Raw genomic sequence first — 16,716 nt, forward strand, 5'->3', positions numbered from 1 at the left:
GAGTGTGCGGCAACTTGGTCTATAATCAAAACGAAACATTTTATCGAATAACATGAAAATAATTCACGCACATCCCCCCACTTCCCGATGCTAGAAATCCGCCACCTGCGCACCCTGAGTGCCCTGCGTTCGTCCGGCAGCCTGGTGCGCGCCGCGCAGCTGCTCAACCTGACCCAGTCGGCCCTGTCGCACCAGATCCGTTTGCTCGAAGAGCGCTACAAGGCGCCTTTGTTCGAGCGCAAATCGATGCCGATCGCCTTTACGGCCACGGGCAGCCGGTTGCTGGAGCTGGCCGACAAGCTGCTGCCCGAGATCGAGCTGGCCGAGCGCGACGTGGCGCGCCTGTCGCAGGGTGACAAGGGGCAGCTGCGCGTGGCGCTCGAATGCCATACCTGTTTCGACTGGCTCATGCCCGTGATGGATGCGTTCCGCCAGCGCTGGCCCGAAGTGGAAATCGATCTTGTCTCCGGCTTTCACAGCGAACCGGCGGACTTGCTGCGCTCGGGCGAGGCGGACCTCGTGATCGGCTCGCCGTACGGCCCCGATTTCACCGTGTTTCCCCTGTTCCGCTTTGAAATGCTGGTGGTGATGGCGCAGAAGCACCGGCTGCAGGCGCAGCGCCGGCTGGTGGCGGCCGATTTTACGGGCGAGACCTTGATTACCTATCCCGTGCCGGAAGAGCGCATCGACCTGATCCGCGAAGTGCTGCGGCCCGCCGGCATCCAGTTTGAACGCCGCACGGCCGAATTGACGGTCGCCGTGCTGCAGCTGGTGGCGAGCCGGCGCGGCATCGCCGCCTTGCCGAACTGGGCCATCAAGAATTACGTCGATTACGATTATGTGGTGGCGCGTTCGGTGGGCGAGCACGGCCTGTGGAGCGATTTGTACGTGTCCGTGCCGGACCATCTGCAGGACAAGGCGTACGTGCGCGATTTCGTCAGCGTGATACGCGAGCAGTGCGCGGCCTCGCTCGACGGTATCAAGTTGTTGTCCTGATCAACGTTGAGTTGGAAACAAACCAACAGGAAAGCTTGATAAATATCAAGGTTCAGCAATGAACCACCGCTTACAGTTGAGCACTGTGCGGCGCAACATGGCGTCGCCTACTCTTTGGGGAGAAACGACATGTTTTCATTTTCCGAACAATGGGCACTGGCCGGCAAGGCCGTGGTGGAAGCACAATTGATCAGCGCGCAAGCGTATGCCCAGGCCGTCGTCGACAGCGGTGCCAGCGTGCTGGAATTGCAGCTCGATACGGCCCGCTCGGCGCTGGCCGCCGCTACGGTAGCGGGCAATCAGCTGCTGTCCGTGAAGGATACGCAAGCGCTGCTGCAACTGTCGCGCACGCAGTCGCAACTGGCCATCGAGCGCATCGGTGCATATGGCCGCCAGGCAAAGGATGTTGCTCAAGAAACCCAGGAGAAATTCGAGACTGTGACAAAGGGTGAGTTTGCTGCATCGCGTCAAAAATTTGGCGAGCTGTTGCAGGTGGTAAAGCAAACGCCCGTGCCCTTGATTATTCCCTTCAATAATTTTCTAAAAACCACTTTCGGCGGCGCCGATGAAGGGTATGATAAAAATAAAAATACGCGTCCTGCTCGCCAGGCGTAAGCGTGTTGCGGCCCGGCAGCGGCTATCCGCCGCGCCAGTCCGCCCGCCAGTACCGCAAGCAGGTTGTCATCGCCGCCGCCTGCGGTGCGGCGCTGGAACTGCGGCGCATGCCGCGCTAGAATGAAACGCAGCTTGCTGTGTCTTCCCCGGATTCTCATTGGATTCTATTAGCACCTTGACCTTGGCCCTCGTGGCCTGCATATCGGAGAAATAAATGGATGATGTCGTAATCGTGGCCGCCGGCCGTACCGCAGTCGGCAAATTCGGTGGCAGTCTGGCCAAGATTCCTGCGTCCGAACTGGGCGCGCATGTAATCAAGGGCTTGCTGGCACAAACCGGCATCGACCCGAACCTGATCGGCGAAGCGATCCTGGGCCAGGTACTGACGGCCGCCGTCGGCCAGAACGCCGCGCGCCAGGCCGTCATCAAGGCTGGCCTGCCTAGCTCCATCCCGGCATTTACCATCAACAAGGTATGCGGCAGCGGCCTGAAGGCCACGCACCTGGCGGCGCAAGCGATCAAGTGCGGCGACGCCAACATCATCATCGCTGGCGGCCAGGAAAACATGAGCGCCTCGCCGCACGCGATGAACGGCTCGCGCGACGGTTTCCGCATGGGCGACTTCAAGATGATCGACACCATGATCGTCGACGGCCTGTGGGACGTGTACAACCAATACCACATGGGCATCACGGCGGAAAACGTCGCCAAGAAATACGAAGTGACGCGCGCCGAGCAGGATGAGTTCGCGCTGCAGTCGCAACTGAAGGCGGAAGCGGCGCAAAAAGCGGGCAAGTTCAAGGATGAAATCCTGCCGCTGGAAATCGCCAACAAAAAAGGCACCGTCGTCTTCGACAGCGACGAATACATCAAGCCTGGTTCGACCCTGGAATCGCTGTCCGGCCTGCGCCCCGCGTTCGCCAAGGACGGTACTGTCACGGCCGGCAATGCGTCGGGCCTGAACGACGGCGCTGCCGCCGTCATCATGATGTCCGCCTCGCAAGCGAAGGAACTGGGCTTGAAGCCGCTGGCGCGCATCAAGGCCTACGCCTCGTCGGGCTTGGACCCGGCCGTCATGGGCATGGGCCCCGTTTCCGCATCGCGTCTGTGCCTGAAAAAAGCCGGCTGGACGCATGAAGAGCTGGACCTGATGGAAATCAACGAAGCGTTTGCCGCGCAAGCGATTGCCGTCAACAAGGAAATGGGCTGGGATACCAGCAAGATCAACGTGAACGGCGGCGCGATCGCCATCGGCCACCCGATCGGCGCGTCCGGCGCACGCATTCTGGTCACCCTGATCCACGAAATGATACGCCGCGACGCCAAGAAAGGCCTGGCAGCACTGTGCATCGGTGGCGGCATGGGTGTGGCGCTCGCGATCGAGCGCGATTAAGTAGCTGGCACGAACCCAGGCTGTTGCGCATACGCGCGGCGGCCTGGTTCGATGCGGTACGCCGCCGTCATGCGGCGGTTTTGTGCTGCTTTATTTAAATAATTAACTTTTTAGCAACAGAACGACACTGAGGGGATGAAAATGGCAAGAGTTGCATTGGTAACTGGTGGCATGGGCGGTCTGGGCGAAGCGGTGTGTTTCAAGCTGGCGGCGCTCGGCTATCGCGTGGTGACCACATATTCCCCAGGCAATCCGAAGGTCGCTGACTGGCTGGCGACGACGAAGGACATGGGTTATGACTTCAAGGCCTACCCGTGCGATGTGGCCGATTACGATTCGGCGGCCGCCTGCGTGGCGGCCGTGGAAAAGGACATCGGTCCTGTCGACGTGCTGGTGAATAACGCCGGCATCACGCGCGACATGACGTTCAAGAAGATGGACAAGCCGAACTGGGACGCCGTGATGGGCACCAACCTCGATTCCGTCTTCAACATGACCAAGCCCGTCTGCGACGGCATGGTGGAACGCGGCTGGGGCCGCATCATCAATATCTCGTCCGTGAATGGCCAGAAGGGCGCCTTCGGCCAGACCAACTATTCGGCCGCGAAAGCCGGCATGCATGGTTTCACCAAGTCGCTGGCGCTGGAAGTGGCGCGCAAGAACGTCACCGTCAACACCATCTCGCCGGGTTACATCGGCACCAAGATGGTCATGGCGATTCCGCAGGAAGTGCTCGACAGCAAAATCATCCCGCAAATTCCGATGGCGCGCCTGGGCAAGCCGGAAGAAGTGGCCGGCCTGGTCGCTTACCTGGCTTCCGATGAAGCGGCGTTCGTCACGGGCGCCAACATCTCGATCAACGGCGGCCAGCACATGTCGTAATCGTTGTTGAGGTAAAACGGAAAAGACAGCTGCGGCTGTCTTTTTTTATGCTGGCCAGCAAAACAAGGGGATGGCCGGATTTGCCTTAGAATCAGCATTTCCTCACCGCATCATTCCATGACCCTAGTTCCTGCCTTGCGCCGCGCCAGCGTGGCCGCCATCTTTTTCCTGGGCGCTGGCGCGGCCCAGGCCAGCGTCGCCTTCCACGTCACGGTGACGACCGAGCGCATCCTCAAGCCCGGCGTGAAAACCAGCCTGCCCGCGCGTGATACGCAGGACAGCGACATCGTGCTGGGCGAACATTACCTCAGCGTGCGTGATGGCAAAAGCTTGACCGTGCTCGACTTTGCCACGCGCCGCCGCCACCTGATCGACATGGCGGCGTCCACCTACGATAGCTATTCACTGTTCGACGTGGCGGGTTTTCGCCGCATCGAGATCGCGCATCGCCAGGGCATGGCTGGCGCGCTCCAGGCTGGCGGCTTGCAAGCCCACGTCACGCCGCCCGTGTATGAAGAACAGGCGTTGTCCGTGTCGGCGGCCAGGCGGCGCAACGCGCTGGCGCCGCAAGTGCTCGACGGCGCCGTGCTGTGGGCGCTCGACGGACAGCCCCTGCTGCGTCTGGGGATAGCCGGCAGCCCCGTCAGTAACGACGATGCGACGGCGTTTGCCCAGTACTTGCGCTACACCTGGGGCGGCCATCCGCTGGTGCTGAAGCTGCTGGCCGACGGCAAGCGTCTTCCCGCCGACTTCACCTTGCACTATGAGGAAGTGGGCGGCAAGGTCGCGCGCCATTTCCGCATCAGCGCCATGACGGTGGGGGCGCCCGCCACGTATTCCCTGGCCGCTTACCGGCCTCGCCCGCTGGCGGCCGATGCGCCGCCGCTCGAAAGCGTGCTGGCGCAGGCGGCGTCGCTGCCGCCGCTGAGTCCCCAGGCACATCTCGCGCTGCGGGCCGAGGCGGAAAAGCTCTTTGCCGCGGAAAAACCCTTCGAGGCTTTCTTGACCATGCTGGAAGACCATTTTTCCACGGGCGAACTGGTCGACAAGCTGTCGCCCCAGCAGATACGGGCCATGCAGGAATGCCAGCCCATCCACGATCTGACGCGGGGGCTGCTGGCCAAGAACCAAGAGGGCATCGCGGACGCGCTGGCCACCGTGCAGGAATTGAGGAAGCAAACGGGGCTGGAGCAGCCCGTCCTGGCCTTGTTCGAGGGGAATTTGCGTGCCAAGCTGGGGCAATGGCCGGCAGCGACGGCCTTGTATCTGCAAGTGCTGCAGGCCAGGCCGCACATGGCGGCCGTGTACCAGGACCTGGGCGACGCCTTGCTAGCGCAGTTCGATGCGCCGAATGCCTGGCGCAGCTGGGATGCGGGACGGGCCATGGCGCCGTCGCTGCGGCAATTTCGCAAGGTCAACGATTTGGAGCGCAGCCTGCTGCACGATTATCCCGCCTTCTTTGCCGACGGGGCGACGCTTCCGCCTGAAGGTCAGCCCAGCACCAGCCGCCCGGCCAGCAAGACGAAGACGGTGGGCAGCACGAACTTGCCGTAAGGCGAGGGTTTGCCGCGCAGGCGGCGCGCCAGGCGCGCGGCCAGGACCGCATACAGGGCATCGAACAGCAGGCCCATCAGCACCAGCACGGCGCCCAGGCGCAGATATTGCATGCCGACCTGCTCGCTGCCGACGACGAATTGCGGCAGGAACATGCTGCAAAACAGCAGTGCCTTCGGATTGAGCAGATTCGTCAGGAAGCCGCGCACCAGGCTGGCGCGGGCGCCATGCGCCGTGGCAGGAGCGGTTTCGTCCTGCACCGTTTTGGCCGACAGGGCCGACTGCAGCAAACGCAGCGCCAGGTACAGCAGGTAGGCGGCGCCCGCCCATTTGACCCACTGCAAGGCTTGCGGATGCGTCACCATCAAGGCCGCCAGGCCCGCGCCCGACAGCGCCACATGCACGGCGCGCGCGCCGGCGATGCCCACGGCCGTCACCAGCGCCGTGGCCACGCCGCGCGCGGCGCCTGTCGCCAGCACCAGCGCCATGTCGGGGCCCGGTAATAAAAAGGCGCCAGCCAGTGCCAGCAGGTACATCAGGAAGGTAGAATCGGACATGGGCCAGTCGAAAAGAAAGCGGGAGCATGCGCACGGTGCAGCCTGCTCGCCGGAGCTCATTATGTTCTTGCTGCGATGAAATGTGCTTGCTTTTCCTGCCCTGCATGCCCTAGTATTCGGGTAGATTCCACTCGTATAAAAACAAAAATTAGATGAAAATTTCAGAAGTTAGCCTCGACGCCACCGATTTGCAGATACTCAGGCTGTTGCAGGATGAAGGACGGCTGTCGAATGCGCGCCTGGCCGAGCGCTTGAAACTGAGCGAAACCCCCGTCTGGCGCCGCTTGCGCCGCCTGGAAGAGGAAGGTTTCATTACCGGCTATCAGGCTTTGCTCAACCGCAAGAAGCTGGGCATCGGCCTGGTGGCCTTCGTGCGGGTCGTGTTTGCCAACCATGGCGGCGAACAGCCGTCGCAGTTCGAGCAAGCGATCGCGACGATTCCCGAGATTTTGTCGTGCCACAATGTGGCGGGCGAAGCCGATTATTTCCTGCAAGTGGTGGCGCGCGACCTGGAAGCGTATGGCGAATTCGTCTCGACCGTGCTGCGCCGGCTGCCCGGCGTGGCGGAAATCCAGTCCAGCCTGTCGATGCGCGAAATCAAGTCGTCGAACCGCCTGCCTTTGCTGCTGGCCTGAGGCGCCGGGGGCGCACTATAATTGAAATAGTTGCCAGGACTCGCGCCTGGCGCCCTGACCGCCACTCCAAGGACCGCCATGCCAGATACACTGTCACCCCTGTTTCCCGCCCTGTCGCCGAACCGGCACGGCATGCTGGCGGTCGATGACATCCACACCATTTATTGGGAAGAGTGCGGCAATCCCGACGGCATTCCCGTGCTGTTCCTGCATGGCGGCCCAGGCGCGGGCCTGTCGCCGCAGCACCGCCGCTTTTTTGACCCGCAGCGCTACCGCGTGATCCTGTTCGACCAGCGCGGCGCCGGCAAGTCCACGCCGCTGGGGGAATGGCGCAACAACACGACGCAGTTGCTGATCGAGGACATCGAACGCCTGCGCGCCCAGTTCGGCATTAGTCAATGGCTGGTGTTTGGCGGCTCCTGGGGTTCGACCCTGGCGCTGGCGTATGGCCAGGCGCATCCGGCAGCCTGCCTCGGTTTCGTGTTGCGCGGCATTTTTCTGTGCACGCAGGCGGAAATCGACTGGTTCATCGAAGGCGTGCGCTGGTTTTATCCGGAACTGTACGAAGAATTTGCCGCGCCCATTCCGGCAGAGGAGCGGGGCGACTTGCTGGCAGCCTACGTGCAACGCATCCTCAGCAGCGATCCCGCCGTGTACTGGCCGGCCGCGCGCGCCTGGAGCCGCTTCGAAGGGCGCCGCGTGTACCTGATGCCGCAACCGGAAGATGCGCCGAACGATGCGCTGGACCTGGGCGTGGGCCGGCTCGAATCGCATTACATGGCCAACCTGGGCTTTTTCGAGGAAGACCAGCTGATCCGCAACATGGGGCGCATCGCGCATTTGCCGGCCGTCATCGTGCAGGGCCGCTACGACGCCATCTGCCCGCCGCTGTCGGCCTACCGTTTGCAGCAGGCCTGGCCCGGCGCGCAGCTGGAAATGATCCCGGACGCGGGCCATGGCGCGCTCGAACACGGCATCGCTTCGGCGCTGGTGCGCGCCACCGAGCGCTTCGTGCCGGGGCGCGGCTTCGCATGAGCCGTGACCACGCCGGTTGGCAAAGCGGCCAGCCGGCGTGCGCCACCTGCTACACTATGGCCTGTGCTGGCGCCAGGGTCGGGCGCCGGTGTGAACCCACGACTTTTTATCCATGAACATACAGATCGGCGACATCGGCCATATCATCCAGCTGGCGATTGCGCCGGTTTTCCTGTTGACCGGCATCGGCACCATGCTGGTGGTGCTGACCAACCGCCTGGGCCGCATCATCGACCGCACGCGCGTGCTGGAAGACCGGCTCGACATCGGCTACAACGATTTCTATATGGATGAGCTAGATACCTTGTATCAGCGTACCCATCTGATCAATTATTCGATTTCGCTGAGCACGGCGTGCGGTTTCTTCGTCTGCGTCATCATCGCCATGCTGTTTTTGGGCGATATTCTGAACCTGACCCTGGACAAATACATCGCGGCCTTCTTTGTGCTGGCCGTGATCTGCCTGATCGGCTGTTTTATTTATTTACTGCGCGAAATTTATTTGGCCGCGACGGCCCAGCGCATCCGGCGCCATATCCGCCCGCCACGCTAAGCGGCGCGCCGGTTTACCCTACTATTGAAGAACGAGTCCAGCATGCACGATTACAAACGTCCCCCCACCCTGCACCGCTACGGCCAGCGCAGCGAACTCGAGCTGGCGCTGAGCCTGGGCCAGTTCCGCCTGGCGCCTGCGGGCAATTGTCTGACCCTGAGCTTTTCGCAAGTGTGGGACAAGCAATTGTTCGACCTGTTCGCTCCGGCCGACGCCTGTCTGATCATCCACAATACGGAAGAATTCGGCGAACGCCTGCACCGCGCCGTGCAGCGCACCTTGCCCAGCTGGGCCGGCATCGATGGCGTCGTTGAGTATGGCCAGCGCGCCGCCCTGGGCGCCGCTTTCACCAAGACGCGCGCCGAAGCAGCCGAGCAGGAATGGCTGTTCGCCTGGCGCTCGATGCAGCCGCAAGCGAGCCTGAACCCCGTGACGGTCAAGCTGGGCAGCCTGGAGAACTTCGCGGAAATCCGCGACCGCGACACGTATCTGGCGTAATTTTAGCCCGATTTATCGGCGTACTGGCTGTCGATGCGGGTGAGTACTGCCGCCATCATGCGCTCGATATCGCCGCGTATCATGGTCGTGCCCAGCATGCCGGGCACATAGAAGCCCGGCATCAGCCGGCTGGAAAAGACGATGCGCGTGCCACCCGTCTCGGGGATCGGATACAAATTCCAGCGCGATTCGTAGTGCCGCATGTCGCCGGAGATCAGGGCGATGTCGATGGCCGTGAACGGCGTTTCCGTGGCCCGCACCACCAGGTGGATGGGGTGGTTCATGAACAGGAAGCGCGCCATGCCCTGCTGCTCGATGATGACTTCATTGCCGTTGCGCGACAGCACGCGGCAGGAGCTGAGGTCGGGCACGAACTCATTCATGCGCTCGTAGGTGGTCAGGGTCTTCCAGACGGACGCCGGCGGCGCCTGCACGCTGCCGCTGGCATCGACTTCATACATGCGCTGCCCGTCGACCTCGATGCGCTTGACGTCGACCTTCAGCTTGTCCAGGCGTGTCGTCTGTGCCAGCGCGGTCGCGGGGACGGCGCACAGCATCAGCAGGCAAAGGAAGAGTCGCGTCATGCACCTAGCCTACGGGAAACTTGCGCCCGGCACAAGCTGTACCCATCGCCGGCCCGCGCGCCGGGCGATTTAGAACTCCCGGTCTAGAGAAATACGCTGCGGCGATCGGTAATGCTTGCTACCGTACGGCCTGCATACCACCTCTACCGGACCGATCACCATGACTGCCTATCCCCACCTGCTGGCCCCGCTCGACCTGGGTTTTACCTCTTTGCGCAACAGAGTCATCATGGGGTCCATGCATACGGGCCTGGAAGACCGTTTTTATCATTATGGCAAGCTGGCCGCCTTTTACCGCGAGCGGGCGCGCGGTGGCGTGGGGCTGATCGTCACGGGCGGCATCTCGCCCAACCGCCAGGGCTGGCTGCTGCCGTTCGGCGGCACCCTCAATTTCCTCGGCGACGTGCCGAACCACCGCAAGGTGACGCGCGCCGTGCACGAGGAGGGCGGCAAGATCGTCATGCAGATCCTGCATGCGGGCCGCTATGGCTATCAGCCGTTCGTCGTTTCCGCCTCCGCGAAAAAGTCGCCGATCTCGCCGTTCCGTCCCCGTCCCTTGAGCGAACGGGGCATCGAACGCACCATCTGCGATTACGTGCGCTGCGCGCGCCTGGCGCAAAAGGCGGGCTACGACGGCATCGAAGTGATGGGCAGCGAAGGATATTTGTTGAACCAGTTCCTGTGCGCGCGCACGAATCTGCGCCAGGACCGCTGGGGCGGCACGATCGAGAACCGCATGCGCCTGCCCGTGGAGATCGTGCGCCGCATCCGCGCCGCCGTCGGCCCCAACTTCATCATCATGTACCGTCATTCCCTGCTCGACTTGGTCGAGGGCGGCAACACCTGGGAGGACGTGGTAACGGTGGCCAAGGCCTTGGAGCAGGCCGGCGTGACGATTTTGAATACGGGTTTCGGCTGGCACGAGGCGAGGGTGCCCACCATCGTCACCTCGGTGCCGCGCGCCGCCTTCGCTTCCGTGGCGGGCCGCTTGCGCCGCGAAGTGACGATACCCGTGGTGGCGTCGAACCGCATCAACATGCCGCACGAAGCCAACGCCATCCTCGAGCGGGGCGACTGCGACCTCGTGTCGATGGCGCGCCCCTTCCTGGCCGACCCCGACTTTGTCGCCAAGGCCGCCTCGGGCCGTGCCGACGAAATCAACACCTGCATCGGTTGCAACCAGGCGTGCCTGGACCACACGTTCGCCAACAAGCGCGCCAGTTGCCTGGTCAACCCGCGCGCCTGCCATGAAACGGAACTCGTGTACGCGAAAAAGGCCGTGCCGCGCCGGGTGGCCGTCGTCGGCGCGGGACCGGCCGGCCTGTCCGCCGCCTGCGTGGCCGCCGAATGCGGGCACGCGGTGACCCTGTTCGACAGCAGCGACAGCGTGGGCGGCCAGTTCAAGGTGGCCATGCAAATACCGGGCAAGGAAGAATTTACGGAAACCATCCGCTATTTTGCGCGCCGGCTGGCACTGCTGGACGTCAAGCTGCGCCTGGGCCAGCGCGTGACGCGCGAGCAATTGCTGGCCGGCGGCTATGACGACGTCATCGTCGCCACCGGCATCAAGGTGCGCTTGCCGGCCATTCCCGGCATCGACCACCCGAAGGTGCTGTCGTACCTCGATGTGCTGCAAGCCAAGAAGCCCGTGGGCGCGCGCGTGGCCATCATCGGCGCGGGCGGCATCGGCTTCGATGTGGGCGAGTATCTGCTGCACGACCCGGCGCACCCGCTGCCGCAACCCGTGGCGACGTGGGCGGGCGAGTGGGGCGTGGACTTGAACGCGGCCACCGGTGGCGGCCTGGTGCCGCCCGCAGCCCCCCATCCCGTGCGGCAAATCTTCCTGTTGCAGCGTAAGACCTCGAAAGTGGGCGCTGGGCTGGGCAAGACGTCGGGCTGGGTGCACCGCGCGGCGCTGGCGAGAAACGGCGTGGCCATGCTGGCCGGCGTGAGTTACGACAAGATCGACGAGCAGGGCTTGCACATCACCGTGGGCGGCGAGCAGCGCCTGCTGGCGGTGGACAACGTGGTCATCTGCGCTGGCCAGGACAGCCTCACGGAACTCATGCCACCCGTCGGCAAGGATGGCAAGCCGCTGGCTGCAGGCGGCCCGCGCTTCCACAAGATTGGCGGCGCCGCGCTGGCGGCGGAACTCGATGCCAAGCGGGCGATACGGGAAGGGGCGGAGCTGGCGGCGAGTTTATAACCCGGAGAAAAACTGGGGTCGGACCCTCAGGGTCCGACCCCGGCATTTGCATGGGGCAGAGGTTCGGCATCAAAGAACCTTAATGGCCATGCCCCTTCTTCGCTGTCTCAAAACTCTGCAGCACGTGCTCGGCCATGCCATTGGCCAGCTCGTGCTCGCCGATAAAGACCTTGCCGGCGTTTTCCGCGCGCAGCAATTCCGCCTCTTCCTCGCTGTGCGTGCGCACCACTGTCAGAATGCCCGGGTTCAGCGCGCGCGCCGTCTCGATCATGGCGCGCACGTGGAAGGTGTCCGGCGTGGCGATCACGAGCATGGTGGCGTGCGTGATGTGCGCCTGGATCAGCACGGCCGGTTCGCCCGCATTGCCGGCCACGGCCGGGATGCCCTGCTTGCGCAGCTGATCGACGATTTCGCGGTTCTCCTCGGCGACGACAAAATGAATGCCCCGTTCCATCAGGGCGGCGGCGATGCGCCGGCCCACGCGGCCATAGCCGACCAGGACGATCTGGCCCGACAGCTTTTCCTGCGGCACCGTCATCGGCAGCTCGGCCAGCGGGTCGGTGGTGCGTTCGAACTTGCGCGCGAAATCGCTGTTGCTCATCACGCGCAGCAGCGGCTTGGCCATGCTGAAGACGAGCGGGTTGAGGGCGATCGACAGGATGGCGCCAGCCAGGATCAGGCTTTGGCCTTCCTGCGGCATCAGGCCCAGGGAGAGGCCCAGCGCGGCCAGGATGAACGAGAATTCACCGATCTGCGCCAGACTGGCCGAGACGATGATGGCCGTTTTCGGCGGATAGCGCAGCGCCATCACCAGCAAAAAGGCGGCGATCGACTTGCCGAAGATAATGATGGCGCACACGGCCAGCACTTGCAGGGGCTTGTCGATGAGGATGTTCGGTTCGAACAGCATGCCGACGGAAACGAAGAACAGCACGGCAAACGCGTCGCGCAGAGGCAGCGACTCTTCTGCGGCGCGGTGGCTCAGTTCGGATTCGCGCAGCACCATGCCGGCGAAGAAGGCGCCCAGCGCGAACGACACGCCGAACAGCTTGGTCGAAGCGTAGGCGATGCCGACGGCGGCGGCGATCACGCACAGGGTGAACAGCTCGCGCGAGCCGGTGCGCGCCACTTGCCACAGGATCCATGGGAACAGCTTGCGGCCGACCACCAGCATGAAGACGATAAAGCCGGCTACTTGCCCCAAGGTCACGGCCAGGGTTTGCCACAGGCTGACGGCCTCGGCATCCGGCGCGACCTTGCCGCCCAGCACGCCGGCAAACGCCGGCAGCAGCACGAGGACCAGCACGGTGACGAGGTCTTCCACCACCAGCCAGCCGACGGCGATGCGGCCATTCAGCGAGTCGAGGATGCCCCGTTCTTCCAGCGCGCGCAGCAGCACCACGGTACTGGCCACGGACAGGGCCAGTCCAAAGATCAGTCCGCCACCGAGGGTCCAGCCCCACCAGTGCGCCAGGCCCATGCCCATCGCCGTGGCGACGCCGATCTGCAGGATGGCGCCGGGCAGCGCGATCTTGCGCACGTCCCACAAGTCCTCGATGGAAAAGTGCAGGCCGACACCGAACATCATCAGCATCACCCCGATTTCCGCCAATTGTCCCGCTATTTCCGCATCCGCCACGAAACCGGGCGTGGCCGGTCCGATGATGATGCCGGCGGCCAGATAGCCGACCAGTGCCGGCAGTTTCAGGCGCGCGGCGATGAAGCCGAAGATGAGGCCGAACCCGAGGGCGGCGGCGATGGTGGTGATCAGGCTGATGTCATGGGGCATGCGTGTGGGGTTCCTTATGGGGACGTGCGGGTAGAAAAAGATGTTGCTCAGCGACCAAGTATAAACGCATCAAAGCCCCTGCCGGAAAATTTCCTGCGGCTTTATTGCAAAAAACCTGTGCACTATCTTCGTCCAGGTGGCCGCGAACGCATGTCATCCACCTCGAACATCGCCTAATTCAGGAGTCAGGCGATGTTACACCCATGCGCTCAGAGCTTGCGCACGACCACGCAGCCGATGGAATAGCCGGCGCCGAACGAGCAGATGACGCCGGTGCTGCCTGCCGCCATATCATCCTGATATTTATGGAAGGCGATGATGGAACCGGCCGACGAGGTGTTGGCGTAGGTGTCGAGGATCACGGGCGCTTCGTTCTCTTGCGCGTCGCGGCCCAGGATCAGGCGCGCGATCAGCAAATTCATGTTCAGGTTGGCCTGGTGCAGCCAGTAGCGGGAGACTTGCGCCACTTCCACGCCGGCCTTGGCCAGGGTTGCCTTGATCATCTCGGCGGCCATCGGGCACACTTCCTTGAAGACCTTGCGGCCTTGCTGGCGGAACAGTTTATCCGCCTTGCCCACGCCGGATTCGTCAAAACGGTTGAGGAAGCCGAAATTGTTGCGGATGGCATTCGAGAAGCGCGTTTTCAGTTCCGTGCCGATGATCTCGAACTGGTGCTGGGACACGGCCGTGTCTTTTGCTTCGACGATGATGGCGGTGCAGGCGTCGCCGAAAATGAAATGGCTGTCGCGGTCGCGCCAGTTCAGGTGGCCGCTGGTGATTTCGGGATTCAAGACCAGCACGGCGCGCGCCTGGCCGCTTTGCACGGCGGCCACGGCTTGCTGGATGCCGAAGGTAGCGGACGAGCACGCCACGTTCATGTCAAAACCATAACCGTCGATACCCAGCGCATCCTGCACTTCCACGGCCATGGCCGGGTAGGCGCGCTGCATATTGCTGCAAGCGACCAGTACCATGTCGATATCGGCCGGCGTGCGGCCGGCGCGGGCCAGCGCATCGTGCGCGGCGGCCACAGCCATTTCCGCCTGCAGCGACAGTTCGTCATCGCCCCGTTCCGCAATGCGCGAGACCATGCGCGCCGGATCGAGGATGCCTTCCTTTTCCATCACGAAGCGCGACTTGATGCCGGACGCCTTTTCGATGAAGGCCACGCTCGACAGATCCAGCGCCGTCACTGTGCCCGCGGCGATCGCGTCGGCGTTGTCGGCATTGAATTTTTCCGCGTAGGCATTGAAGCAGGTGACCAGCTCTTCGTTGGAGATCGAAAATGGCGGCGTGTACAGTCCGGTACCGCTGATGACGACTTGTTTCATGGTTAAACTTTCAAATTTGGCAATCGACGTGGCGCCGATAAGTGAAGCAAATTTTACACAAACAGGCTCGACTGTAGAGAGTTTCGTGTTGCGGGGCAGGGGAAGTGTGGCGGAAGATTGATTTTTGTCGCGTGGAGCGGTGCTGGGGGTATTGCGTGTGATGGGGTCAGACCCGCCGGGTCTGACCCCAAACTGCTTACTTTTTCTGTTCTTTCTTGACGTCGGCTTGCACCACCACCGGTTCGGCCTTGGCCAGTTGCACCGGCAAACCTTTCAGGTGGTTCAGCGCCTGGTGCAATTGGAAATCGTCCTTGCTGCCAAATTCCAGCGGCTTGCGGGTCTTTTCCAGGGCGATGATGCGCAATTGCTCTTCCATCTCGTCGTTGACGGGGGCCGCCTTGGCGCTTTCCTTGTCGCGGTCGTTGCTCAGATGCTTGGTCAGGTCCGCTTCGCGGATGCGCAAGCCGTTCAGGCCGTCGCCATCCGCATTTTCATCGACCAGCAAGTCGGGCACGATACCCTTGGCCTGGATCGAGCGGCCGTTCGGCGTGTAGTAGCGGGCCGTCGTCAGCTTGACGGCCGTGTCGGCCGTCAATTGGCGGATGGTTTGCACGGAACCCTTGCCGAAGGTTTGCGTGCCGATGATGGTGGCGCGCTTGTAATCCTGCAGGGCGCCGGCGACGATTTCCGAGGCCGAGGCCGAACCCGTGTTGACCAGCACTACGAGCGGCACTTTCTTGATGGCGGCCGGCAATTTCGCCAGCGCGTCGCCTTCCGAGCGGAAGGTATAGTATTCGGCGCGGCCATAAAACACCTGTTTCGAGTCCGGCAACTGGCCATTCGTCGAGACGATGGCCGCGTCTTTCGGCAGGAAGGCGGCCGAGACGCCGATGGCGCCCTGCAGCACGCCGCCCGGATCGTTGCGCAGGTCCAGCACCATGCCCTTGATGTTCGGATCTTGTTGATATAGCGCCGTGATCTGCGCGGCCATGTCGTCGACGGTGGGTTCCTGGAATTGCGATACGCGCAGCCAGGCGTAGCCCGGCTCGACCATCTTCGCCTTCACGCTCTTTTGATGGATTTCCTCGCGCGTGATGGTAAAGGCCAGCGGCTGCGCTTCATCCTTGCGGGCAATCGTCAGCGACACCTTGGTGCCCGGCTCGCCGCGCATGCGCTTGACGTTGTCGTCCAGGCTCATGCCTTTCACGGGCTGGCCGTCGAGGCGGGTGATCAGGTCGCCGGCCTTGATGCCGGCGCGGTAGGCGGGCGAATCCTCGATGGGCGAGACGATCTTGATGTAGCCGTCTTCGCTGAGGCCAATTTCAATGCCCAGGCCGACGAACTTGCCTTCGGAGCCTTCGCGCAGTTCGGCGTAGGCTTTCTTGTCCAGGTAGGCGGAATGGGGGTCGAGCGAGGCAACCATGCCGGAAATGGCGTCTTCCAGCAGTTTCTTGTCTTCGACGGGTTCCACGTAATCGGACTTGATCAGGCCAAACACATCGGCCAGCTGGCGCAGTTCTTCCAGCGGCAGGGGCGGCTCGACGGTTTTTTGCGCCATGGCGGAAAATTGCAGCGACACGGCGACGCCGGCCACCACGCCCAGGCCGATCAAGCCGGTATTTTTGAGTTTGCCCATCATTGCACCTTTGCAGCTAGCGTGTCTTGCACAAGCGCCAGTCCCCGTGGAGCGGCGCTTTGTTGAAAGTATAGACCTGAATCTCTGCCGGCGTGGGCCGGCCATGGAAAAAGCGTGCCTGGGCCCAGTCTACGCGCGAAAACGGGGCTGCCAGCTTGCCATATGTTGCGGTTTTGTATGCGATGTATAGTTACTCTTGAGGGGAGTAAGCATTTGTAAGAGTCGAAAAAAAGCGTGTGCCGCGGCCCTATAGTGGACTCGCATTCTCGACCCGAAGTGGTTTTGCCTGCGTCTACGGATGCAGGCTTTTTTTTATCCGGAGCCCGCATGACCTCGCATGGCAGGCGCGGGCGTGAGCATGGGTAACTGAGGGGCGATTCCGGGGCAAGGATGGCCAAATGGCATGCTCACGTGCTACATTCCTGCAGCGCCTGGCGCGGCAGGCTATCCGC

General features: G+C 62.7%; 15 protein-coding genes. 10 read left to right on the forward strand and 5 right to left on the reverse strand.

Annotation, left to right across the window (positions count from 1 at the left end; genetic code table 11):
• Positions 1-87 precede the first annotated feature (87 nt).
• The 5 genes from KO539_RS13715 (at position 88) to KO539_RS13735 (ending at position 5,440) form a co-directional block, all read left to right on the forward strand.
• Positions 88-996, forward strand: coding sequence for a LysR family transcriptional regulator (locus tag KO539_RS13715; RefSeq protein WP_219310153.1), 909 nt, complete (start codon positions 88-90; stop codon positions 994-996).
• Positions 997-1,125: 129 nt separating this feature from the next.
• Positions 1,126-1,611 carry a phasin family protein gene (locus KO539_RS13720; protein WP_035823613.1) on the forward strand — a complete coding sequence of 162 codons (486 nt, stop codon included), beginning with the start codon at positions 1,126-1,128 and terminating at the stop codon, positions 1,609-1,611.
• Between the two features lie 214 nt (positions 1,612-1,825).
• Positions 1,826-3,004: an acetyl-CoA C-acetyltransferase gene (locus tag KO539_RS13725; RefSeq protein WP_035823614.1), complete on the forward strand. Its 1,179-nt coding sequence runs from the start codon at positions 1,826-1,828 to the stop codon at positions 3,002-3,004.
• A 141-nt stretch (positions 3,005-3,145) separates the two neighbouring features.
• Positions 3,146-3,886, forward strand: coding sequence for an acetoacetyl-CoA reductase (gene phbB / locus KO539_RS13730; RefSeq protein ID WP_099377910.1), 741 nt, complete (start codon positions 3,146-3,148; stop codon positions 3,884-3,886).
• A 117-nt stretch (positions 3,887-4,003) separates the two neighbouring features.
• Positions 4,004-5,440, forward strand: coding sequence for a hypothetical protein (locus KO539_RS13735; protein ID WP_219310154.1), 1,437 nt, complete (start codon positions 4,004-4,006; stop codon positions 5,438-5,440).
• Here KO539_RS13735 and KO539_RS13740 read toward each other — a convergent pair.
• Positions 5,377-5,997 carry a LysE family translocator gene (locus tag KO539_RS13740; protein WP_257626289.1) on the reverse strand — a complete coding sequence of 207 codons (621 nt, stop codon included), beginning with the start codon at positions 5,995-5,997 and terminating at the stop codon, positions 5,377-5,379. The genes KO539_RS13735 and KO539_RS13740 overlap by 64 nt on opposite strands.
• A gap of 152 nt (positions 5,998-6,149) precedes the next feature.
• Between KO539_RS13740 and KO539_RS13745 the strand changes: the two genes are divergently transcribed.
• The 4 genes from KO539_RS13745 (at position 6,150) to KO539_RS13760 (ending at position 8,718) form a co-directional block, all read left to right on the forward strand.
• The gene (locus KO539_RS13745) at positions 6,150-6,632 is read left to right on the forward strand and encodes an Lrp/AsnC family transcriptional regulator (RefSeq protein WP_034752896.1); all 483 of its coding nucleotides are present in this window, start codon (positions 6,150-6,152) and stop codon (positions 6,630-6,632) included.
• A gap of 78 nt (positions 6,633-6,710) precedes the next feature.
• The gene (gene pip / locus KO539_RS13750) at positions 6,711-7,667 is read left to right on the forward strand and encodes a prolyl aminopeptidase (protein WP_219310155.1); all 957 of its coding nucleotides are present in this window, start codon (positions 6,711-6,713) and stop codon (positions 7,665-7,667) included.
• Between the two features lie 112 nt (positions 7,668-7,779).
• A complete protein-coding gene (locus tag KO539_RS13755) occupies positions 7,780-8,220 on the forward strand; it encodes a DUF2721 domain-containing protein (RefSeq protein ID WP_035823621.1) in 441 nt (146 codons plus the stop codon).
• Positions 8,221-8,262: 42 nt separating this feature from the next.
• The gene (locus KO539_RS13760; protein WP_035823624.1) at positions 8,263-8,718 is read left to right on the forward strand and encodes a hypothetical protein; all 456 of its coding nucleotides are present in this window, start codon (positions 8,263-8,265) and stop codon (positions 8,716-8,718) included.
• Between the two features lie 2 nt (positions 8,719-8,720).
• On the opposite strand, the gene KO539_RS13765 is transcribed toward KO539_RS13760, so the two are convergent.
• Entirely contained in the window at positions 8,721-9,302 is a 582-nt protein-coding gene (locus KO539_RS13765; protein ID WP_307789120.1) for an SRPBCC family protein, read from the reverse strand.
• A gap of 160 nt (positions 9,303-9,462) precedes the next feature.
• Between KO539_RS13765 and KO539_RS13770 the strand changes: the two genes are divergently transcribed.
• Positions 9,463-11,508 carry an NADPH-dependent 2,4-dienoyl-CoA reductase gene (locus KO539_RS13770; RefSeq protein ID WP_219310156.1) on the forward strand — a complete coding sequence of 682 codons (2,046 nt, stop codon included), beginning with the start codon at positions 9,463-9,465 and terminating at the stop codon, positions 11,506-11,508.
• A 79-nt stretch (positions 11,509-11,587) separates the two neighbouring features.
• Here KO539_RS13770 and ybaL read toward each other — a convergent pair whose 3' ends face one another.
• From ybaL to KO539_RS13785, 3 genes are all read right to left on the reverse strand, one after another.
• On the reverse strand, positions 11,588-13,297 hold the full coding sequence (gene ybaL, locus KO539_RS13775; protein ID WP_219310157.1) for a YbaL family putative K(+) efflux transporter: 1,710 nt from the start codon (positions 13,295-13,297) through the stop codon (positions 11,588-11,590).
• Between the two features lie 209 nt (positions 13,298-13,506).
• Positions 13,507-14,628 (reverse strand): beta-ketoacyl-ACP synthase III, encoded by a 1,122-nt coding sequence (locus KO539_RS13780; RefSeq protein ID WP_219310159.1) that lies wholly within the window; start codon positions 14,626-14,628, stop codon positions 13,507-13,509.
• A gap of 196 nt (positions 14,629-14,824) precedes the next feature.
• Positions 14,825-16,267 (reverse strand): S41 family peptidase, encoded by a 1,443-nt coding sequence (locus KO539_RS13785; protein ID WP_219310160.1) that lies wholly within the window; start codon positions 16,265-16,267, stop codon positions 14,825-14,827.
• Positions 16,268-16,716: the final 449 nt, after the last annotated feature.

Source organism: Janthinobacterium sp. NKUCC06_STL (assembly GCF_019345455.1).
Lineage (GTDB): Bacteria > Pseudomonadota > Gammaproteobacteria > Burkholderiales > Burkholderiaceae_D > Janthinobacterium > Janthinobacterium rivuli.